Source organism: Cellulomonas fimi, assembly GCF_012952065.1.
GTDB classification, from domain to species: Bacteria; Actinomycetota; Actinomycetes; order Actinomycetales; family Cellulomonadaceae; genus Pengzhenrongella; species Pengzhenrongella fimi_A.
Genome location: NZ_JABCJJ010000041.1, coordinates 1 through 20558 on the forward strand (window position 1 = coordinate 1; position 20558 = coordinate 20558).

General features: G+C 73.1%; 21 protein-coding genes. 7 read left to right on the forward strand and 14 right to left on the reverse strand.

Going from position 1 to position 20558, the window contains the following annotated elements; all coding sequences use genetic code 11:
- Positions 1-683 precede the first annotated feature (683 nt).
- A complete protein-coding gene (locus HIR71_RS15170; RefSeq protein WP_169325913.1) occupies positions 684-914 on the reverse strand; it encodes a hypothetical protein in 231 nt (76 codons plus the stop codon).
- Positions 915-1589: 675 nt separating this feature from the next.
- Between HIR71_RS15170 and HIR71_RS15175 the strand changes: the two genes are divergently transcribed.
- Positions 1590-1868 (forward strand): hypothetical protein, encoded by a 279-nt coding sequence (locus HIR71_RS15175; protein WP_169325914.1) that lies wholly within the window; start codon positions 1590-1592, stop codon positions 1866-1868.
- 98 nt (positions 1869-1966) lie between these two features.
- Here the strand turns inward: HIR71_RS15175 and HIR71_RS15180 are convergent, their stop codons facing one another.
- On the reverse strand, positions 1967-2113 hold the full coding sequence (locus tag HIR71_RS15180; RefSeq protein ID WP_169325915.1) for a hypothetical protein: 147 nt from the start codon (positions 2111-2113) through the stop codon (positions 1967-1969).
- Between the two features lie 238 nt (positions 2114-2351).
- Here HIR71_RS15180 and HIR71_RS15185 point away from each other — a divergent pair, with 238 nt between their 5' ends.
- A complete protein-coding gene (locus HIR71_RS15185; RefSeq protein ID WP_169325916.1) occupies positions 2352-2966 on the forward strand; it encodes a PilZ domain-containing protein in 615 nt (204 codons plus the stop codon).
- Positions 2967-3057: 91 nt separating this feature from the next.
- On the opposite strand, the gene HIR71_RS15190 is transcribed toward HIR71_RS15185, so the two are convergent.
- Entirely contained in the window at positions 3058-3711 is a 654-nt protein-coding gene (locus HIR71_RS15190; RefSeq protein WP_169325917.1) for an MBL fold metallo-hydrolase, read from the reverse strand.
- Positions 3712-3813: 102 nt separating this feature from the next.
- Positions 3814-7212: a pyruvate carboxylase gene (locus tag HIR71_RS15195; RefSeq protein ID WP_169325918.1), complete on the reverse strand. Its 3399-nt coding sequence runs from the start codon at positions 7210-7212 to the stop codon at positions 3814-3816.
- Positions 7213-7420: 208 nt separating this feature from the next.
- On the opposite strand from HIR71_RS15195, the gene HIR71_RS15200 reads away from it, so the two are divergent.
- Complete coding sequence (locus HIR71_RS15200) at positions 7421-8200, forward strand: ParA family protein (RefSeq protein WP_169325919.1); 780 nt, start codon at positions 7421-7423, stop codon at positions 8198-8200.
- A 33-nt stretch (positions 8201-8233) separates the two neighbouring features.
- Here HIR71_RS15200 and HIR71_RS15205 read toward each other — a convergent pair whose 3' ends face one another.
- From HIR71_RS15205 to HIR71_RS15240, 8 genes are all read right to left on the reverse strand, one after another.
- On the reverse strand, positions 8234-8818 hold the full coding sequence (locus HIR71_RS15205; protein ID WP_169325920.1) for a MerR family transcriptional regulator: 585 nt from the start codon (positions 8816-8818) through the stop codon (positions 8234-8236).
- 225 nt (positions 8819-9043) lie between these two features.
- The gene (locus HIR71_RS15210) at positions 9044-9538 is read right to left on the reverse strand and encodes a bifunctional nuclease family protein (protein WP_169325929.1); all 495 of its coding nucleotides are present in this window, start codon (positions 9536-9538) and stop codon (positions 9044-9046) included.
- Between the two features lie 53 nt (positions 9539-9591).
- Complete coding sequence (gene ftsR / locus HIR71_RS15215; RefSeq protein ID WP_169325921.1) at positions 9592-10419, reverse strand: transcriptional regulator FtsR; 828 nt, start codon at positions 10417-10419, stop codon at positions 9592-9594.
- 54 nt (positions 10420-10473) lie between these two features.
- Positions 10474-11007 carry an FHA domain-containing protein gene (locus HIR71_RS17270; RefSeq protein WP_282959313.1) on the reverse strand — a complete coding sequence of 178 codons (534 nt, stop codon included), beginning with the start codon at positions 11005-11007 and terminating at the stop codon, positions 10474-10476.
- A gap of 151 nt (positions 11008-11158) precedes the next feature.
- The gene (locus HIR71_RS17555) at positions 11159-12301 is read right to left on the reverse strand and encodes a DUF881 domain-containing protein (protein WP_169325922.1); all 1143 of its coding nucleotides are present in this window, start codon (positions 12299-12301) and stop codon (positions 11159-11161) included.
- Between the two features lies 1 nt (position 12302).
- Positions 12303-12635: a small basic family protein gene (locus HIR71_RS15230; RefSeq protein WP_169325923.1), complete on the reverse strand. Its 333-nt coding sequence runs from the start codon at positions 12633-12635 to the stop codon at positions 12303-12305.
- The gene (locus HIR71_RS15235) at positions 12632-13558 is read right to left on the reverse strand and encodes a DUF881 domain-containing protein (RefSeq protein ID WP_169325924.1); all 927 of its coding nucleotides are present in this window, start codon (positions 13556-13558) and stop codon (positions 12632-12634) included. Before HIR71_RS15235 ends, HIR71_RS15230 begins: the two co-directional genes overlap by 4 nt.
- The gene (locus tag HIR71_RS15240; RefSeq protein ID WP_311836318.1) at positions 13555-14139 is read right to left on the reverse strand and encodes a CDP-alcohol phosphatidyltransferase family protein; all 585 of its coding nucleotides are present in this window, start codon (positions 14137-14139) and stop codon (positions 13555-13557) included. The genes HIR71_RS15235 and HIR71_RS15240 overlap by 4 nt, the downstream gene beginning before the upstream one ends.
- Positions 14140-14293: 154 nt before the next feature.
- Here HIR71_RS15240 and HIR71_RS15245 point away from each other — a divergent pair, with 154 nt between their 5' ends.
- Positions 14294-14467, forward strand: a complete 174-nt coding sequence (locus HIR71_RS15245; protein WP_169325925.1) for a CsbD family protein — start codon at positions 14294-14296, stop codon at positions 14465-14467.
- Between the two features lie 47 nt (positions 14468-14514).
- Here the strand turns inward: HIR71_RS15245 and HIR71_RS15250 are convergent, their stop codons facing one another.
- Positions 14515-15945: an RNB domain-containing ribonuclease gene (locus HIR71_RS15250; protein WP_169325926.1), complete on the reverse strand. Its 1431-nt coding sequence runs from the start codon at positions 15943-15945 to the stop codon at positions 14515-14517.
- A 211-nt stretch (positions 15946-16156) separates the two neighbouring features.
- Here HIR71_RS15250 and HIR71_RS15255 point away from each other — a divergent pair, with 211 nt between their 5' ends.
- The 3 genes from HIR71_RS15255 (at position 16157) to HIR71_RS15265 (ending at position 20264) form a co-directional block, all read left to right on the forward strand.
- The gene (locus HIR71_RS15255; protein WP_311836319.1) at positions 16157-16567 is read left to right on the forward strand and encodes a CoA-binding protein; all 411 of its coding nucleotides are present in this window, start codon (positions 16157-16159) and stop codon (positions 16565-16567) included.
- A gap of 266 nt (positions 16568-16833) precedes the next feature.
- Positions 16834-18717, forward strand: a complete 1884-nt coding sequence (locus HIR71_RS15260; protein ID WP_169325927.1) for a DEAD/DEAH box helicase — start codon at positions 16834-16836, stop codon at positions 18715-18717.
- A gap of 59 nt (positions 18718-18776) precedes the next feature.
- Positions 18777-20264 carry an SDR family NAD(P)-dependent oxidoreductase gene (locus HIR71_RS15265; RefSeq protein WP_169325933.1) on the forward strand — a complete coding sequence of 496 codons (1488 nt, stop codon included), beginning with the start codon at positions 18777-18779 and terminating at the stop codon, positions 20262-20264.
- Between the two features lie 22 nt (positions 20265-20286).
- Here the strand turns inward: HIR71_RS15265 and HIR71_RS15270 are convergent, their stop codons facing one another.
- Positions 20287-20439 carry a chromosome partitioning protein gene (locus tag HIR71_RS15270; protein ID WP_169325928.1) on the reverse strand — a complete coding sequence of 51 codons (153 nt, stop codon included), beginning with the start codon at positions 20437-20439 and terminating at the stop codon, positions 20287-20289.
- Between the last annotated feature and the right edge of the window lie 119 nt (positions 20440-20558).

Genomic DNA, 20558 nt, shown 5'->3' on the forward strand with positions numbered 1-20558 from the left:
TCATCGTGGGTCTCCACTTCGAGGGTGCTGTGAGAGGTTCACTCGAAGGGTCACGCGGTGACCGCGCCGTCGTCTACCGCGACGCGCTCACCGGGCTACCGGTACACCACTCTGGCGGACTCCACTCACTACGCAGCGTCCCTTGATCGTCTGCGTCGTCTCGTTGCATCTGCTGCAACTCCCGTAGGTTGAACGCCGATAATGTGCATTATGACATAACGCCGGGCTGGGGCCTCCCGGGCTGGAGTCAGCGCGCCTGATTCGTTAACTACACCGCCCCCGACAACTTCCTTGCATCGCCCGGTGCGTGGGCGGGTCTAGGGCGCATCTGTGTTGGATGTCGCGTTCGCCCGTTCAGTTGCTTCCTCCCGGGGACTCTGTCTTGAGTAGCAGCCAGACGGAAAACCTGACGGACGACCCGGTCACGTGCGCCGTCACCCACACCGCCCCGAAGTCTGTCGGTGGATCGAGGCGAAGAAGTCGCGGCCTCCGCCTAGATCGGCCGGAGACCGCCGCGAGCGAGCCCGGCGGAACGACACTCCGCCGGCTGCCGGTACGCGCAATCCGACGAAGCGCTGGGGACCGATCAGGCCCGGGTGCACCTTGCTGCGACTGCTGACCGTCGCCTGGGTGGCGGACAGCAGTCGCATCGTCGAGTCGGCACCCTCTGGGTCGACCGCCAGTCACACCTTCTCGGGGACGGTCTCGAGGTCCAGTTCGGGCTCGGCCAGGACGAAGAACTCCACGGCCTTGCCGCGTGACCCGTTGCGCGCGCGGCCCGGCTCCAGGCGCACTGCGTCCTCGGTGTGGTCGTTGATGTACCCCGTCAGGGTCCAGCCGGCGTCCATGTGCCCGGCGACGACGCCTGGCGGCGTGGGGTCGCCTGAGATCCAGACCCGACCTACCCGCTGCACCACATGACCACCTCGCGCGACTCGTCGCTGGAGTTGGTCGCCCGCTACGCCATCGTCGCAGACGTCAGGCGGCGTCCTGCTGCCGAACGAGGAAGTTCGCTTTCGATCAAGCCTCGATGCCGCCGATCGGCCAAAAGTGTGACATTGCTTCGTGAACCTTGATTGAGTACGCGTACCTCACCCACTATGCGAATGCGGTGAGCCGCCTGATTTTTCCGCAGGCGTCCTTCCACCACCGGGGGCCCTTGTGCAAAGACGCACCAGCACCACGATCGTTTACGTCCTCCTCGTCGGGACTCTCGTCGCGGCGTGCTCCGGCGGCGGCCGGCCCCTCTCGATCGCAGAGACACACTTCACCGGAACCCCCGAAGGCTTCTCAAACGTCGAGCTCGGGGTGGCGCCTCACGAGGACTCGCGAAAGCTCCAGATCATCACCTCTGGGAGCAGCAACTGCCCGAGCCTTCCGACCGCCGTCAACTGGCGTGACCGGGACAGTGTTCTCGAAGTCAGTGTGGCGGAAATCCGCCCTGAGTCCGGAATTTGCTCGACGGACATCACGCGCACGACCAGCGTCCTGGAACTGCCGGACAACGCACCAGACGCCCCCCGAATGACTGTGGTCATCGACGGCCAAGAGTTCATCGTTGGAGACCGACAATAGAAAGAGGGCACTCCGTGGCATCTGCACGCAGATCGTTCGCGGTCGCACTGGCGACGACACTCTCCCTGACGGCAGGCGCCATGGGCGCAGCGGCGGCGTCCGGCCCACCACTCCGGGTCGTTGAGGCCTCCCATCAGGGGGCGGAACCCAACGCCCGGGCGCAGGCGGCCGTCTCAGCGAAGCTGCGCAAGTCCCTCACCCTCCCACCGGTCCCAGCCGACGTGGCCGCGGAGGCGTCCCGTCTCACCGAGGCGTACCTCGACGACGACCGGTTCTCTGCCGTTGAAGTGTGAGCTGACCGCTCCACGGTGAGCGTCTACTGGCACGGAGACGCGCCCGCGGACGTTCGCAGCGCCGTCGACGAGCACGGCTTCCAGATCAATCAGAGTGCCTACTGGTCGCCGTCCGCGCGTTCCCCCGTCCCGCTCTGGTCGGGGGTCGCGCGCAGGGCGTCGGCGACCTCCTCCTCGGGACGCGGCGGTATCGTCTCGTCGGCCTCGAGGTTGACGACCTCGTCGTGGGACGGCTGCTCGGACATCGCGTTCTCCTTCGTCGACGGTGCCGTCACGCTACGGCGACCAGCCCCTCTCGGCGAGGGCAGCCGGCCCCGCCGCGAGGCGCCCGGCTGGACGGTGGGTGAGATACGGCGTCCGAGCGGGTGTGTTTCCGCCACGTGGAGCGGGACGTCTCGTAGGCTGAGCCCGCGTTGTCGCCGCGCTGCCCCGCGGGCCGTGACAACCGTGGTCTCGTGTCCGGTTCCAGGTCGTGGAGTGAGCGTGCTCGAAGGAAGCCCCAGCGTGCTGGTCGTCGGCGACGACGAGGTCGCACGCGGCGAGGTCACCGTCGACTCCGGGCTCTCACTGACCATCCGTCTCGACGAGATCCTGGGTGAGATCCCCGCGATCGGCGACGACGTCCTCGTCCGGACCCTCGAGGAGGTCCGCGGCCGCCGTGAGTACATGGCCACCGTCGAGGCGTGGCGGGCGGGCCACGTGGTCGTGACGAACATCGAGCTCGTCTCGGCGTTCCAGCAGCGCGCGATCGTCCGCGTCGGGACCGACATCCCGATCACGATCGTCTACGAGACCGACGGCGACGACCTGCGCGACCTCGCCACGCCCATCCAGGCGTCGATCCTCGACCTCAGCGCGACCGGCCTGCGCATCCACTGCTCGGTCCCGCTGCAGGACAGCTTCCGGTTCGGCTTCCACCTGAGCACGGACTTCGACGACCTCACTCTCGTCGCCGAGGTGCTCCGGCGCGAGGACGCCCCCCGCGGCTACCGGTACGGGTGCAAGCTCGTCGGGACAACGCAGCGCGAGGCGGACGCACTTCATCGTTACGTCCTCAGCGAGCAGATCGCCCAGCGACGCCGCGGCTTCCAGGACTGAACCGGCGTCCTGCGTCTGGGCCGGCCCCGACACCGCGCCTGTGACGACATCAGGCCGGTGACGACATCAGGCCGGTGACGACATCAGGTCGTCACGACACCGTGAGCGGCTCCCCGTCGACCGGGCGCACGTACTCCGCTCCCCCGGCGCCCAGAGCCTTCGGTCCGAGCAGGCGGTCGACGACCCCGACGCCGACGTCCGAGAGCATCGCGTCGTGGATCGGCACGACCCGTCGGGCCGCCACCGCACGCGCGTAGTCCACGGCGTCGGCGAGCCGGAGCCACGGGGCCGCGACCGGCAGCAGCAGCACCTCGACGGGCCGCCCAGGCTCCGTGAACGAGTCCCCCGGGTGCAGCACTCCCCCGACCAGGTAGGCCACGTTGGCGATCCGCGGCAGGTCGGGGTGGACGAGCGCGTGGGTCTCGCCGAACACCTCGACCTCGAACCCGCCGGCGTCGAGCACGTCGCCGTGCGCGGCCGCGTGCACGCGTGCCCTGAGGTGCTCGGCGTCGGCGCACAACGCATCGACCACCGGCTGCGGCGCCCAGACCTCCAGCGCGGACCGGGCGTCGAGCGCCTCCCGCAGCCGACCGACGTCGACGTGGTCCACGTGCTCGTGCGTGACGAGGACCGCGTCCGCGCCCTCCGCGGCGTCAGGGGCGCTCCAGACGCCGGGGTCGATCACCAGCCGGGCGCCGTCGCGCTCGAGCCGCACGCACGCATGTCCCAGCCGGGTCAGCTCCATGCGGCCAGCCTGCCAGCAGCCGGCGTCGCGGGCGACCCAGCCCCCGTCGCGGCCACGTCGAGCCCGGGCCGGACGCCCGCCCGAGAGCCGGCTGGATCCGGCTCAGGCCACCACCAGGACCAGGTCCCCGCCCTCGAGCTGCTGCACCGCCCCGATGGCGAGGCGCCGCACCGTCCCGCCGACCGGCGTCGTGATGGCGGCCTCCATCTTCATCGCCTCGACCGTCGCCACCGTCTGCCCGGGCTCGACCTGCTGCCCTTCCTGGACGACGGGCGTGACGGCGCCCGCGAACGGGGCGGCGATGTGCCCGGGCACAGCGGGGTCGGCCTTCTCCGCGGTGACCACGTCCACCTGGACGCCGCGGTCACGCACCTGCAGCGGGCGGAGCTGTCCGTTGAGCGTGAACATGGCGCTGCGCATCCCGCGTTCGTCCGGGACGCCGACGGCCTCGAGCCCCACGAGCAGCCGCACGCCCTTCTCGAGGACGATCGCGACCTCCTCCCCCGGCTCCATCCCGTAGAGGTAGCTGTGGGTGTCGAGGACGGAGATGTCGCCGTAGGCGGCCCGCGCGCTCTCGAACTCCTTCGTCGGCCCGGGGAACAGCAGGCGGTTCAGCCGGTTGCGGCGGGCCGACGCGTCGCCCGCGAGCTCGGCACGGTCCTCGTCCGTCAGCGGGGTGAGGCCGCTGCGGACGCTCCGGCCGGCGAGCGCCTTGGTGCGGAACGGCTCGGGCCAGCCGCCGGGAGGATCGCCCAGCTCACCCGAGAGGAAGCCGATGACCGAGTCGGGGATGTCGAAGTCCTGCGGGTTCTCGGCGAACTCGGCCGGGTCGGCGCCCCGCGCCACCAGGTGCAGCGCGAGGTCCCCGACGACCTTGGACGACGGCGTGACCTTGACCAGGCGTCCCAGGATCCGGTCGGCCGCGGCGTAGGTCGACTCGATGGCCTCGAACCGGTCCCCGAGGCCCAGGGCGATCGCCTGCTGGCGCAGGTTCGACAGCTGACCGCCCGGGATCTCGTGCTCGTAGACGCGGCCCGTCGGGCCCGGCAGGCCGGACTCGAACGGACGGTAGAGGCGTCGGACGGACTCCCAGTACGGCTCGAGGTCGCAGACCGCCTGGAGGTCGAGCCCCGTGTCGCGCTCGGTGTGCTCCATCGCCGCGACGAGCGCCGCCATCGGCGGCTGGCTCGTGGTGCCGGCCATCGCGGCGTTGGCGACGTCCACGGCGTCGACCCCGGCGTCCGCGGCGGCGACCAGGGTCGCGAGCTGGCCTCCGGTCGTGTCGTGCGTGTGGAGGTGCACCGGCAGGTCGAAGCGCTGGCGCAGCGCCGTGACGAGCCGTGCGGCCGCGGCCGGGCGCAGCAGGCCCGCCATGTCCTTGATCGCGAGCACGTGGGCGCCGGCGTCGACGATGCGCTCCGCGAGCCCGAGGTAGTAGTCGAGCGTGTAGAGGCTCTCCGAGGGGTCCAGGAGGTCACCGGTGTAGCACAGCGCGACCTCGGCGATCGGCTTGCCGGCCGCCCGGACGGCGTCGATCGCGGGACGCATCTGCTCGACGTCGTTGAGCGCGTCGAAGATGCGGAAGACGTCGATGCCGGTGCTGGTCGCCTCCTGGACGAAGGCGTCGGTCACCTCGGTGGGGTACGGGGTGTAGCCCACGGTGTTGCGCCCGCGCAGGAGCATCTGCAGCGCGACGTTCGGGATCGCCTCGCGCAGCGCTGCGAGCCGCTCCCACGGGTCCTCGCCCAGGAACCGGAGCGCGACGTCGTAGGTCGCGCCGCCCCAGGCCTCGACCGACAGCAGCCCGCTCGTCATGCGGGCCACGTGCGGCCCGACGGCGACCAGGTCGTGCGTCCGGACGCGCGTGGCGAGCAGCGACTGGTGGGCGTCGCGGAACGTCGTGTCGGTCACCGCCAGCGCCGTCTGCGCGCGCAGCGCCGCGGCGAAGCCCTCGGGTCCCAGCTCGAGCAGCCGCTGGCGGCTGCCCGCGGGCGCGGGGATCAGGAGGTCGACCGCGGGCAGCTTGGTGACCGGGGCGACCACCTGGGGTGGCGACCCGTGCGGGCGGTTGACCGTCACGTCGCCGAGGTAGGTGAGCAGCCTGGTGCCGCGGTCCGCGCTCACCCTGGTCGCGAGCAGCTCGGGCCGCTCGTCGATGAAGGACGTCGCGATGTCCCCGGCGACGAACGCCTCGTCGTCGAGCACCGCCTGGAGGAACGAGATGTTCGTGCGGATGCCACGGATCCGGAACTCGGCCAGCGCGCGCCGCGCGCGGCTCACCGCCGTCGGGAAGTCGCGGCCGCGGCAGGTGAGCTTGACCAGCATGGAGTCGAAGTGACCGCTGACCTCCGCCCCGGCACTCGCCGTCGCGCCGTCGAGCCGGACACCCGCTCCGCCCGGCGACCGGTACGCGACGATGCGGCCGGTGTCGGGACGGAACCCGTTGGCCGGGTCCTCGGTGGTGATGCGGCACTGCAGCGCGAAGCCGTTGACCCGCAGGGTGTCCTGCGAGATGCCGAGGTCGGCGAGCGTCTCGCCCGACGCGATCCGCATCTGCGCGGACACCAGGTCGACGTCGGTGACCTCCTCGGTCACGGTGTGCTCGACCTGGATGCGCGGGTTCATCTCGATGAACACGTGCTGACCGGCCCGCTCCCCCACGGTGTCGACGAGGAACTCGACCGTGCCGGCGTTCTGGTAGCCGATGCTGCGCGCGAAGGCCACGGCGTCGCGGCACAGGGCGTCCCGGATCTCGGGCGCCAGGTTGGGCGCCGGCGCTATCTCGATGACCTTCTGGTGTCGGCGCTGGAGCGAGCAGTCCCGCTCGAACAGGTGGACGACGTCGCCCGTGCCGTCCGCGAGGATCTGGACCTCGATGTGGCGCGGCCGCAGGACGGCCTGCTCGAGGAACATCGTGGGGTCGCCGAATGCGCTGTCGGCCTCCCGCATCGCAGCCGAGAGCGCCTCGCGCAGGTCCTCCGGGCGGTCGACACGACGCATGCCGCGCCCGCCGCCGCCCGCGACCGCCTTGGCGAAGACCGGGAAGCCGATCTCCTCCGCCGCGGCGACGAGCTCCTCGACGTCCGACGAGGGGGCCGACGACGCCAGGACCGGGATGCCGGCCCGACGCGCTGCCTCGAGCGCGCGCACCTTGTTGCCCGCGAGCTCGAGGACCTCGGGCGGCGGACCGACGAACGTGATCCCCGCGGCGGCGCAGGCGCGCGCGAGCGCGGGGTTCTCCGACAGGAACCCGTAGCCGGGGTACACGGCGTCCGCCCCGGCGTCGCGCGCGACCCGGATGATCTCCTCGATGTCGAGGTAGGCGCGGACCGGGTGGCCGGGCTCACCGATCGGGTAGGACTCGTCCGCCTTCAGGCGGTGCTCCGAGTTGCGGTCCTCCTGGGGGAAGACGGCGACCGTGCGCGCCCCCAGCTCGTACGCGGCTCGGAACGCCCGGACGGCGATCTCGGCCCGGTTCGCGACCAGCACCTTCGAGAACACGAATCACCCCACTCGTCGATCGGCAGGTGCACGGTACCGAGCCCGGCTGTCGACCGGCACCCCGCTCCGGAGCGTCGACGCTCCGCCGACGCACGTCACACGGTGAGACCGATCATCCCATGACCTGGGACCGATGCCGTCACTCCCCTGCCGCGTGGGCCCTTCGCTCCACCGGTCGCGAGGGTCGGACTGCCGCTACGGTGTCGGCGTGCTGGTCCTCGGGGTGTGCAGTCTCAAGGGTGGGGTGGGCAAGACGTCGGTCACGCTGGGGCTCGCCTCGGCGGCCCTCGCGCGCGGGGTCCGGACGCTCGTGATCGACCTCGATCCGCAGGGTGACGCCACGATGGCGCTCGCGGTCGACGACGCGGGCGGCACGGGCGCCGACGTCGCCTCGGTCCTGGCGGACCCCCGGGCGTCGGTCGTCGAGCGCGCGATCGCCCCGAGCGGGTGGGCCGACGACGGCCTGGACGTCATGCGGGGCTCCGCCCGGTCCGCCGCGCACGACGGCCCGGGCTCGGACGCCGACCTGGACGGGCTCGCCTTCGCGCTCTCGTTCGTCGGCGACTACGAGCTCGTCCTGCTCGACTGCCCGCCGTCGCTCGGCAACCTCACGCGCGCCGGGCTGACGGCGTGCGACCGCGCCGTCGTCGTGACCGAGCCCGGGCTCTTCTCGGTCATGGCGGTCGGCCGCGCGATGCGGACGATCGACGAGCTGCGGCGCGGGCCGGCACCGGCGCTCCAGCCGCTCGGCGTGGTGGTCAACCGCGTGCGCGGCCGGTCGACCGAGCAGGCGTTCCGGCTCGAGGAGCTGCGCTCGCTGTACGGCCCGCTGATCCTCACCCCGTTCGTGCCGGAGCGCGCCGCCCTGCAGCAGGCGCAGGGTGCCGCGCGCGGGGTCCACACCTGGCCCGGCGAGCCTGCCGCGGCGCTGGCGGACGTGTTCGACGACCTGCTGGACCGGGCGCTGCGGGCACCCCGGACGACCTGAGCGTGAGCGTGCACCACTCAGCCGGCGCACCACTCAGCCGGCAGAGCGCGCCTGACGCCGGAGGGCGAGCTCGTCGGCCGTGGTGAGGGAGGCCTTGTCGTCGTCGACCGTCTCGGTCGGGAGCTGGGCGAGCGTCCCCTCGACCTCACGCCAGACGCGGCCGACCGCGATCCCGAAGACGCCCTGGCCGCCCTGGACGAGGTCGATCACCTCGTCGGCCGACGTGCACTCGTACACGGACGCACCGTCGGACATGAGGGTGATCTGCGCGAGGTCGTCGACCCCGCGCTCACGCAGGTGAGCGACCGCGGTCCGGATCTGCTGGAGCGAGACGCCCGTGTCGAGCAGCCGCTTGACCACCTTGAGCACGAGGATGTCGCGGAAGCTGTAGAGACGCTGCGTCCCTGAGCCGGTGGCAGGTCGGATCGTCGGTTCGACGAGACCGGTGCGGGCCCAGTAGTCGAGCTGACGGTAGGTGATCCCGGCGGCACGGCACGCGGTCGGGCCGCGATAGCCCGTGGTGGTGTCGAGGTCGGGCAGCTCGTCACCGAAGAGCAGGCCCTGTGCGCGCTGCGGGATACCGCCTGCGGCCCCCAGGGTGTCGCCGCTTCCGCTCACGCGTCCTCCAGTTGACCGCTGTGCACCCGCCGGGAAGATGGCGCCTCCGGGCGTCGTCGCTGAGGGGCGAGGAACCGAGGGCTTCGGATGTCAGTGGCCACGCTAGGCCGCGCCGGTGGGAGCGTCAACGGCGCCGCGCCGTGGAGCGTCAGCGTGTCGAGAGTCCCGCGTGTCTCACGTTCGACCTGAACCTGAGTGTTGCCCACGAGCCCCCTCGCTCCGGCCTCATCGCGCGGGTGGTTCGGGCCCCTCGTCGGTCTCGAAGTCCTCGGGCGTCACGTGGTCGAGGAACTCGCGGAAGCGCTCGAGCTCCTGCTCTGCCGGACCCATCGACGCCTCGACGCCGGCGACGGCGACGACCTCGGCGGAGCAGAGCACCGGGCTCCCGGTGCGCACCGCGAGGGCGATCGCGTCGGACGCGCGCGAGTCGACCCGCGCCCCGGTGCCGAGCACGAGGGCGGCGTGGAACACCCCGTCCGTGAGGTCGGTGATCTCGACGCGCACGAGCTCGACCCGGAGAGATCGGAGCACGTCCCGCAGCAGGTCGTGCGTCATCGGCCGCGGCGGGACGATGCCGGCCTGGGCGGACGCGATCGCGCTCGCCTCCGTCGCGCCGATCAGGATCGGCACGAGCAGCTCGGCGGCGGGGTCGAGAAGCAGCACCACGATCTCGTCGTCGAGCCTGTGCTGGCGCACGCCGACGACCTCGACCGGGACCATCTCCTCGTCGTCGCCCACGGCACCACGCTACGACGTCGCGAAGCCCTGGACGATCAGGGCGCGAGCTCGGAGACGCCCGCGCGGACCAGCACCGTGTGGAGCCGGCTGCACAGCTCGCCCAGCTCGGCCGCGAGCGTACCGGCGCGTGCCCGCGACGACGCGGCGTGCTGCCCGCGCCAGGGCGCCACGACCTGGTCGACGAGGTCCACCTGGCGTTCCGCAGCGGTGCGGAAGGACCGCAGGTGCCGGGCCTCGATGCCGTGCTCGGCGAGCGCGGCAACCAGCACGACGACGTCGCGTGCCCAGAGGTCGAAGTGTCCGCGCGGCCCGGGTCGCAGCACGCCCGCCTCCACGAGGTCCGTGACGACCTGCTCGTCGACGCCGGCCTCCGCGGCGAGCGTCGACGCCGTCCACCGCCCCGCGACCGCGGGCTTCTGGCGCACGCCGTCCTGCGTGGCGAGCCGCGCCGGCGCCGGGCCCTCGCCCTCGTCGCCCGCGTCCAGGGCGTCGAGCTGCTCGCCGATCACCTTGAGCGGGAGGTACCTGTCGCGTTGCTGGCGCAGCACGAACCGGAGCCGCTCGACGTCGGCGGGGCTGTACTGGCGGTACCCGGCCGGTGTCCGGACCGGCTCCACGAGACCCTGCTCCTCGAGGAACCGGAGCTTGGAGTTCGTGACCGCGGGAAACTCCAGCTGGAGTGCCGCCAGGACGTCCGAGATCCGCATCGACGCACGGCGCGAGATGCCGCGCGGCCAGGGCTCGACGACGTGCGGCCGTGACGGCCCGGCGCCCGGGTCACCCCGGCGGTCGTCCACCGGGGTGCCGTTCGCGGAACGCTCGTCGGCACGGGCGCTGCGCGCGTGCCCCGCCGAGGGGCTCATCGGTCCCCGCCCGAGGCGTCGAACCTCAGGACCGCGTGCGGGACCACGCGCCGCTCACTGCCCCGACGGTGACGCCGGGGCGCCACCGTGCTCGCGGACGGGGCTCGGGTGGAACGTCAGTCGGTACTTGCCGATCTGCACCTCGTCGCCCGCGCGGAGGATGGCCTGGTCGATGCGCGTGCGGTTGATGTAGGTGCCGTTGAGCGAGCCGATGTCGCGGACGACGAAGTCCTCGCCCTCGCGGACGAACTCCGCGTGGCGACGCGAGACCGTCACGTCGTCGAGGAAGATGTCCGCGTCCACGCTGCGACCGGCGACCGTGCGGGGTGCGTCGAGAAGGAATCGCGCGCCGGCACTCGGCCCCCGCTGCATGATGAGCAGTGCCGAGGTGCGTGGCAGCGCCGCGACGGCCGCCTTCTCCTCCCCGGACAGCCCCGACGGCGACAGCAGGTCGGGGTCCGCGCCGGTCTGACCGAGATGGCCGAGGCTGATGGTCGTCTCGGCGCTGCTGCGCGGGGCGAGCGGGTCGCCACGATGCGCGCCACCGGGGCCCACGCCGTGCTCGGGTACCTGCGGGCTGTCCGTCATCTCGCCTCCCGAGCGTGATCGTGGCATCGACAGAGGTGCCGATACGGGGTCCCGTACAGCCTATGCGGACGCGCCCGGCCCGCGCAGCACTCCGCCACCGACTCGCCCCGTGATGTCCGGGACGCGGTTCGAGGTGCGTCGCTCGTCCGGGTCAACCGGTCCCTGCCGGCGCGGGGGTCGCGAACCGGGGCTCCGTGACGGTCCGCGTCGCGGTGACCTCGACGCGGTCGCGGGCGACCGGTGCCCCGCGACCGCCCGCCGTCCTGACGACCGCCATCGCGCCCCCGGGGATCTCCAGGGCAGGGCCGATCGCGTCCGGGTCCCCGACGGCGATCCACCGGTAGGGCGGTGTGATGACGACGCCGTCGACCTCGACACCGCGCGCGGTGTCGATGAAGTAGCTGCTCGCGACGAGGCGCTGGTCGTTCACCTGGACCGCCTCCGCACCGGCGTTGCGCAGCTCCTCGAGCACGTTGAACAGCGTGAGGGCCTCGATCGACCCCGAGGAGTCGGAGATCGTCAGCTCGATCCCCGGGCCCTCCGCCGGCAGCCGCCCCGACAGGATGCCGAGGGTGGTCGCCGACTTGGTCGCCGCGTCGAGGGCGGCCTGCTGCTGGTCCGACCCCGTCAGCAGCTCCTGGCGGGTCCGTTCGAGAGCGGCGGCCTCGCGCTCGAGCTCCGCGGCCCGCCGGGTCGTCTCGTCGAGGATGCGCACGAGGTCGGACTGCCGGAGCGAGGCGAGCCCCTCGGTGTTCGTCTGGCGGACCTGGACGACGACCGCGAAACCCAGGAGTGCGCACAGCACCGCGGCGAGGACCTGCGCCCGGCTGACCCGGGGTCGGAGCGCCCGCAGGAGCGTGCCCCAGGCCGACCCCTGGACCGGCTCGCGCGGGACGGCGGTCCCTGGGTCGGCCCCGGCGGCACCGCCTGCGTCGATCGCAGGAACCGCGTCGATGGGCAGACCCACCTCGTCCCGAGCGTCTTCGCCGAGCGGGTCCTCCGCGCCGAGCGTCGGGGGCCGCTCGACCCGGCCGGGGTCCTCGAGGGTCACCGGTGGCTCGAGCCGGTCGCTGTCCTCGAGCGGCGGGCCGACGAGCGGCGTGCCGGGGTCGGCGGCCGTCTCGCCCGACGGCGCGACGACGTCGTCGTCGATCGTGCCGACGTCGCCGGTCGGGCTCGTGTCGTCGCCAGGACCCGTCGGCGCAGCGGCGTCCACCTCGTCGGTCGGGCCGACGGGCGGTGGCACGACGGGGAGGTCGTCGGTCGGCGCGTCGCTCCTGTGCTCGCCGCTCACGTCAGGCCCTGAACAGATGACGGCGGATCGCGGCCGCGTTGGAGAAGATCCTGATGCCGAGCACGACGACGACGCCGGTCGACAGCTGGGTCCCGACGCCCAGCTGGTCGCCGAGGAACACGATGAACGCCGCGACGACGACGTTCGACAGGAACGAGACGAGGAACACGCGGTCGTCGAAGATCCCGTCGAGCAGCGCGCGGAAGCCCCCGAACAGCGCGTCCAGCGCGGCGACGACCGCGATCGGCAGGTACGGCTGGAGGTACGCCGGGACGGTGGGTTCGAGAACCAGGCCCGCCACCACACCGACGAGCAGCCCGAGCACTGCGATCATGGTCCGTCCCCTCCGTCCGTCGGCCCTGACGATGCCACATCGTCCGGGATCGCCTCGCCAGGTGCCGTCGCCGACCACAGGCGCGTGCCGGACGATCCGGCGAGCTCGAGCGAGTCCTCGGTCGCGATCTGGCTCGAGATCCCGTACGTGTTCCGCAGGAGCGCGAGATGCTGCCCGGCCGACGTGCGCGCGAAGCGTGTCGCGAGCTGGTTGGGGTCGCCGATCGCGTCGACGACGTAGGGCCCGCTCAACGGGATGAGGTCGACGAGGATCGCGCTCCCGGCGCTCCGGACCGCCGTCACCGCCGTGAGCCGGTGCCCGTTGATCGCGACCGCCTCGGCTCCCGCGGCCCAGAGCCCGTTGACCACGATCTGCAGGTCCACGTCCTGCACGCGCTCGTCCAGGGAGGCGCGATCGGGCCGCTGGACGACGGCGTCGGAGTCCTGCACCGTGACTCGCAGGCCAGGGCCGCTCACGGCGACCGCGCCGGCGGCGACGCCGTCGGCAGCGAGGCGCGCGAGCAGCTCCGGGTCCTGGCCGCCGATCGCCGCGGTCTGCAGCTCGGAGACCTGCTGCTGCGTCGCCTCGAGCTCGTCCTGGAACCGGTCGGCGACGGTGGCCCGCTCGGCGATCTGGTCCTGGAGGAGCTCGCGTGCCTCGGCGACGGCCGGTTCGGGCGCGCGCAGGTCCAGCGCCGCCGTCACCGTCACGACCCCGAGGCCGAACGCGAGCACCGCGAGCCAGGCCCTGGTCGTCATCCGCAGCGGCGGGTTCCCGGCCGCCCGCCGACGGTCGGCTGCCTCCTGGTACCCCGGGTCGAGCGGACGCCGCATCACCTCGTTGATGAGCGTCATCGAGGCGTCGACCGGGCGACGGCCGGTCGCGGGCGCCGTGCGCGGGTGCGCGCGGGCGCGGTCCGTCACGCTGTCACCCGGTCGGGCCGCAGGAGCGTGCGCGCCTGCGCGAGGTAGAGGAGCGCCGCGAACCAGTAGAGCCCGATCCCCCACCACGCGAACGCCCAGCCGAGCGCAGAGGCGATGGTGCCGACCGGCCCGGACATCTCGGCGAGGAAGAGCAGGGGGAAGGCGTAGAGCAGCGCGAAGGTGCCGGCCTTGCCGGCGAAGTGGACGGGCAACGGACCGTACCCGTGCCGAGCGAGCGGCACCAGGAGGCACGCGAGCAGGAGGTCCCGGCCCACCAGCACCACGACCAGCCAGAGCGGCACGACGTCGCGCCAGGCGAGCGCGACGAGCGTCACGAGGATGAACAGGCGGTCGGCGGCCGGGTCGAGCAGCTGTCCGAGCCGCGATACCTGGTCGAACCGGCGCGCGATGACGCCGTCGAGCCAGTCGCTGATGCCCGATACCGCGAGGACCGCAAGGGCCCACACGTCGTCGCCGCGCGTGATCAGCACCGCGAAGACGGGCACGAGGGCCAGCCGGCCGAGGCTGATGACGTTGGGGACGGTCAGCACCCGCCTGCTGACCTGCGCCTCGCGTGCCACTGCTCCCCCGCCGACGTCATCCGGACCTGCTTGTCCCCGCCTGATCCTAGGGGGGCCGCGCTACGGGGGCGGCGATGCTGCCGCGCGGCGGTGGCCGTGTCGACGTACGGTCGACCTCCAGGCAACACAGGTCTCACCCAGAAAGGGGTCGACGATGGGACTCGACGACAAGCTCGGCAACGCAGGCCAGGACGCGGCCGGCAAGGCGAAGGAGGCTGCCGGCAAGGCCACCGACGACGAGCGGCTCGAGGCCGAGGGCAAGGGCGACCAGGTGTCGGCGGACGTGAAGAAGGCCGGCGAGAACATCAAGGACGCCTTCAAGCACTGACACACCTCGACGAGCACTGACGCACAGCACGTCCCCGGAGGTCCGGTTCACGCTCGCGTGAACCGGACCTCTCGGCGTGCGACGTCGGCCGTCACGAGGCGCACCCGCAACGGGTCGCCCTCCGGCAGGGGGCCGTCGCAGGGCGCGACCACGGCGGGGTCCTCGAGCTGGACGGTCTCGCGCGTGATCGCCACGGCCTCGAACACCCGGCCGACGTGCGGGGCCAGCACCGCGGCCTCGACCAGCGCCGTGCACTCGCGGTCGACCGCCCCGGAGCGCTGAGCGCCCGCGGCCATGTCGCGACCCAGCGACGGCAGCGCGGCGCGCACCCACTCGGGCACGGCGCGACCCGAGCTCACCGCGAGGCAGACCTCGAGCCCGTACCGGTCGACGAGGCGGCGCAGGGGCGCGGTGACGTGCGCGTAGGGCGCGGCCACCGCGGAGTGCTCCAGGATGTCCGGCGGGACCCCGTCGAACGTCGTCCACGCCGCGCCGCGGAACAGGCGGGTCGCCGCGGCGAGGAACGCCGCCGTCTCGGGCCGCGCGTGATCCACGCGCGCGAGCACGTCGCCGTACGAGTCGTCGTCTTCCCACGGGACACCGAGCGCGTGCGCCTGCCGGCGCAGCTGCGCCAGGCTCTCCGGCTCCGCGGGAGGCATGGTGCGCAGGACGCCGATCCTGCCCTCGAGCATCAGCCGTGCGGCAGCCATCCCCGTGAGCAGCGAGATCTGTGCGTTGTGCTCCTCGACCGCCAGGCCGGTGCGGAACCGCACGTCCCAGCCGTCGCCGTCGGGCACGACCTCCTGCTCGGCCCGGCCCAGCGAGACGCCGCCGCGCGCGAGCTCGGCCGCACGCCGCAGCGCGCCGATCTCCGCGAGGAGGGTCGGGAAGCCGTCGTCGTCGCCGCGTGCCGCGTCGAGATCGCGTTGGACCTCCGGGTACGCGAGCTGGGCGCGGCTCCGCACGAGGGCGCGACGGACGTCGGTGCTCGTCACCGCGCCGTCGGCGTCGAGCTCGATGGTCCAGACGACGGCGGGTCGGTCCTGCCCGGCGAGCAGCGACGCCGAGCCCTCGGAGAGGACGGGCGGGTGCAGCGGGATGCGCCGGTCGGGGCAGTAGACCGTCTCCGCCCGCGCGTGCGCCGCGGCGTCCAGGGCGCCGCCCGGTGCGACGAACGCCGCGACGTCGGCGATCGCGTACCGCACCCGGTACCCGTGCGCCGTCCGCTCCAGGTGGACCGCCTGGTCGAGATCCGTCGAGCCGGGCGGGTCGACGGTCACGAGCTCGAGGTGGCGCAGGTCCGCTCGGTCGGCCTCACCCAGGCGGACGTCGTCCGGTCCCGATGCCGCGGCCGCCGCGGCCTCCGCGAGGGCCACGGGGTCGAACTCCTCGGGCACGGCGAGCTCGGCGCGGATCGCGACGAACCCGGCGCGCAGGGTCTCGCCGTCGGGAGCGACGGTGAGGCGTCTGCGGATCATCGCCGCCCCACCCGCGGGTCCCCGTCGCCGGACCGGTCCGCGCCCGCGCCCGTACCGACCGGGCGGGGCGGCAGGGTCGCAGGCATGGGCACAGGCTACGGCGGGCGCCCGCCGCGCACCCGGTGCGGCCGGTGCGCGCGGTGAGCCCGGTGCATGCGTGCGCCCGCATGCATGCGGTGCGCCCGCACGGTGCCTGTGCTTCGCTGGAGCGGTGCCGCACCACAACGACCCCGCCGTCATCCGCCGTCTCCTGACGACGCCGGGGCGGTGGGCCGTGGTCGGTCTGTCGACGAACCGCGGTCGGGCCGCGTACGGCGTCGCGCAGTACCTCCAGCAGGGCCTGGGGATGACGATCGTGCCGATCCACCCGGCGGCACCGACCGTGCACGGGTCGGCGGGGCACGCCCGGCTCGCCGACGTGCCGGACCCCGTCGACGTCGTGGACGTGTTCGTCAACTCGACCCGGGCCGGCGCCGTGGTCGACGACGCGATCGCCGCCGGCGCCGGCGCCGTCTGGCTCCAGCTCGGGGTCGTCGACGAGGCGGCGGCCGCGCGCGCTGCGGCCGCGGGTCTCGACGTCGTGATGGACGCGTGCCCGGCGATCGAGGGCCGCCGGCTCTGAGGCGTGACCGCCTGCGCGGTGCCACCGCCCGGCCGACGACGGCGCAGGTCGGGTTGTGCCCGACGTCACCACTGCCCGGACGCCGGACCCGAGCCCTCACCCGGTAGACTCCTCAGCGAATCTGGAGTTCGTCGCGTCATCCCTCGTGTGTCTGTGCCGGTGGTCCGCCCACCGTCGATGTGTTCGGGAGAGCGACAGGCGGTCGCGCCCCCTGGCAACCCGTACACGACTCCCCCCTCGCACGCGACGAAACGGCTCACCACTCCATGACGCTCTCTCCGGACTCCACGCTGCCCTCGACCGACCCCGTCGCGGTCGTCGACATCCCCACCGTCGACGCCCCCACGTTCGCCGAGCTGAACCTGCCGGCCGCCCTCGAGCGCGCCGTCGCCGACCTCGGCTTCACGACGCCGTCGGCCATCCAGCACCAGGCCATCCCGGCGCTGCTGGCCGGCCGCGACATCACGGGTGTCGCCCAGACGGGCACCGGCAAGACGGCCGCGTTCGGCCTGCCGCTGCTCGCGGCGATCGACCCCGCGCTGGGCCGCGTCCAGGCGCTCGTCCTCACGCCGACGCGTGAGCTCGCGATGCAGGTCGCGGAGGCGATCGAGTCCTTCGCCAGGCACCTGGGCGGTGTCGAGACCATCGCCGTCTACGGCGGCTCGCCGTTCGTCCCGCAGCAGCGCGCGCTCGACCGCGGCGCCCAGGTGGTCGTGGGGACGCCCGGGCGCGTCATCGACCACATCGATCGGGGCACGCTCAAGCTCGACGAGGTGAAGTTCCTCGTGCTCGACGAGGCCGACGAGATGCTGCGCATGGGCTTCGCCGAGGACGTCGAGAAGATCTTCGGTGCGGCACCGAAGGAGCGCCAGGTCGCCCTCTTCTCCGCGACGATGCCGCCCGCGATCCGTCGCGTCGCGAACGAGCACCTGTCGAACCCCGTCGAGATCGCGACGTCGCGCCAGTCCTCGACCGTCACCGGCGTCCAGCAGTCGTACGCCGTCGTGCCGTACCGGCACAAGGCCGGCGCGCTGGCGCGGGTGCTCGCGGTGACCGAGGCCGAGGCCGCCATCGTCTTCGTCCGCACCCGAGGCGCGGCCGAGGAGGTCGGCAGCGCGCTCGTGGAGCGCGGCATCTCCGCCGCCTACATCAGCGGCGACGTGGCCCAGGGCGAGCGCGAGAAGATCGTCGAGCGGCTGCGCAGCGGCGCGCTCGACGTGCTGGTGGCGACCGACGTGGCGGCCCGGGGCCTGGACGTCGACCGCATCGGGCTCGTGGTCAACTTCGACACCCCGAGCGAGCCCGAGACCTACGTGCACCGCATCGGTCGCACGGGCCGCGCCGGCCGCACGGGTGAGGCGCTCACGTTCGTGACGCCGAGCGAGCAGCACCGGCTGCGCCAGATCGAGCGGCTCACGCGCACGCAGCTGACCGAGCTGCGCATCCCCTCCCCCGTCGACGTCTCGGCGCACCGCGTCCAGCAGCTGCTGGGCAAGGTCACGGAGCGCGTCGTGGCCGGTCGGCTCGACCTGTACCGCGAGGCCGTCGCGGTGTTCGGTGCCCAGAACCCGGGCACGGACATCGAGGACCTCGTGGCCGCTCTCGCGGCGCTCGCCGTCGGTGACGAGGGCCCGGAGGCCCGCCCCGCGCACGGTGACGACATGGACGACGCGCTCGGCCGGGCCCGGTTTGGCGCCGAGCGCCCGGACCGCGGCGCACGCACCGACAACCGCTCGGACCCGCGCGGCGAGCACCGCAACGGCCCGCGCGGCGGGGCCGGGGTGCGCCGGGCCGAGGGTGGCACGCGCTATCGCGTCGCGGTCGGGCACACGCACGGCGCGCAGCCGGGCGCGATCGTCGGTGCGCTGACGAACGAGGGCGGCCTGACGGGCAAGGACCTCGGCAAGATCGACATCTTCCCGAGCTTCAGCCTGGTCGAGATCCAGGGGACCATCACACCCGAGGCGTTCGACCGGATCGCTCGCGCGCGGGTCGCCGGCAAGCCGCTGCGCATCCGCCTCGACGACGGCCCCGCGCCCCGTGCGAACCACGCCGGCCACGGTGCCTCGCGACCGGCCGGGTCGGGCCCGCGCGAGCACCGCGCGCCGTCGACCGACCGCAAGGCCCGGCACCGTCCGGTCGCGTACTGAGGCGGGCCGCCGTGACGACCGACCTGGGTGACGTCGCGGTCCGCGACCTCGACGGTGTCGTGCCGGCCGAGGCGCGGGCCGCGCATGGCGTCGACCCCGCCGCACAGCACGACGTCGACCCCGCCGACCTGGAGACGTTCCTGCGCGTCGCCCAGGAGCTGGCCGCGCTGCCTGCCGACCACCCGGCCAACCTCGCGGCCCGCCGGGCGACGTCCGCGCTGTTCAAGGCGGTCAAGAAGGACCGGCGGACCACCAGGCGTGCCACGGTGGCGGCGGCGGATGCGGCCGTCGTGGCCGCGACCGCGACCGGCAGCCCGGGCCGGATCGACGACGAGACGCAGGGCATCGCGCTCGTCTCCCAGGCGACCGGCGCACTGGCCGGCACCCTGCTGCGCGCGCGCCCGTGCTACATCTGCAAGGAGCTGTACCGGGAGGTCGACGCCTTCTACCACCAGCTCTGCCCGTCCTGCGCGGCCCTCAACCACGCCAAGCGCGACGCGCGCACCGACCTCAGCGGCAAGCGTGCGCTGCTGACGGGCGGCAGGGCGAAGATCGGGATGTACATCGCGCTGCGTCTGCTGCGCGACGGAGCCCACACGACCCTCACGACGCGCTTCCCCCGGGACGCCGCGCGACGCTTCGCGGCCATGCCGGACAGCGGCGAGTGGCTGCACCGCCTGCGGGTCGTCGGGATCGACCTGCGCGATCCCGCGCAGGTCGTGGCCCTCGCCGACCAGGTGGCGGCTGCCGGCCCGCTCGACGTCCTCATCAACAACGCCGCGCAGACGGTCCGCCGGTCGCCCGGCGCTTACTCGCGGCTCGCCGAGGCGGAGCTGACGCCCCTCCCGGACGGCCCGCTCCCCGAGCTCGTCACCTTCGGGCACACGAGCGACGCGCACCCCCGGGCGCTGGCCGGCTCGGTGTCGCAGCTCTCGGACGTCGTCGGCACCGCCGTGGGCTCGGCCGACGTCGCTGCGCTGGCCCTCACGGCCGAGGCCGCGTCGCTCGAGCGGCTCGTCGCCGGGACGTCGATCGACGCAGGCGGGCTGGTCCCCGACACGCACCACACCAACAGCTGGGTCGCGACGGTCGACGAGGTCGACCCGCTCGAGCTGCTCGAGGTGCAGCTGTGCAACCAGACCGCGCCGTTCCTCCTGGTGAGCCGCCTGCGCGCCGCGATGCGGGCGTCCGAGGCGCGGCGGACGTACGTCGTCAACGTCTCGGCCATGGAAGGAGTCTTCGCACGCGGGTACAAGGGTCCCGGCCACCCGCACACCAACATGTCGAAGGCGGCGCTCAACATGCTCACGCGCACGAGCGCGGGCGAGCTGTTCGACGACGGCATCCTCATGACCGCGGTCGACACCGGGTGGATCACCGACGAGCGCCCGCACCCGACGAAGGTGCGGCTCGCCGAGGAGGGCTTCCACGCGCCGCTCGACCTCGTCGACGGCGCGGCGCGCGTGTACGACCCGGTCGTGCGCGGTGAGGCCGGCGAGGACCTGTACGGCGTGTTCCTCAAGGACTACCGGCCCTCGGCCTGGTAGCCGGCGCCGTTCGGACCCTCCCTCAGCCGGGGACGCCCTCCCCCTCGGCGGGGTCGTCCCCCTCGGTCGTCGGGGCCTGCCCCTCGTGCGTGTCGGGGATCGGGTCCGGATCGACGGCCATCGAGGGCAGGTCGGGCTGCTGGGGGTCGAAGCTGTCGGGCAGGTGCTCGCTCACTGGTCCACCATCCTTGTGTCGGCGCTCCCCGATGGGGCGCTGATGCACCCGAGGTGCCACCAGGTCATCGCCCTGCTCGCTTGACGCGTTCGACGTCCAGCATGAGATATGCGGGGTCT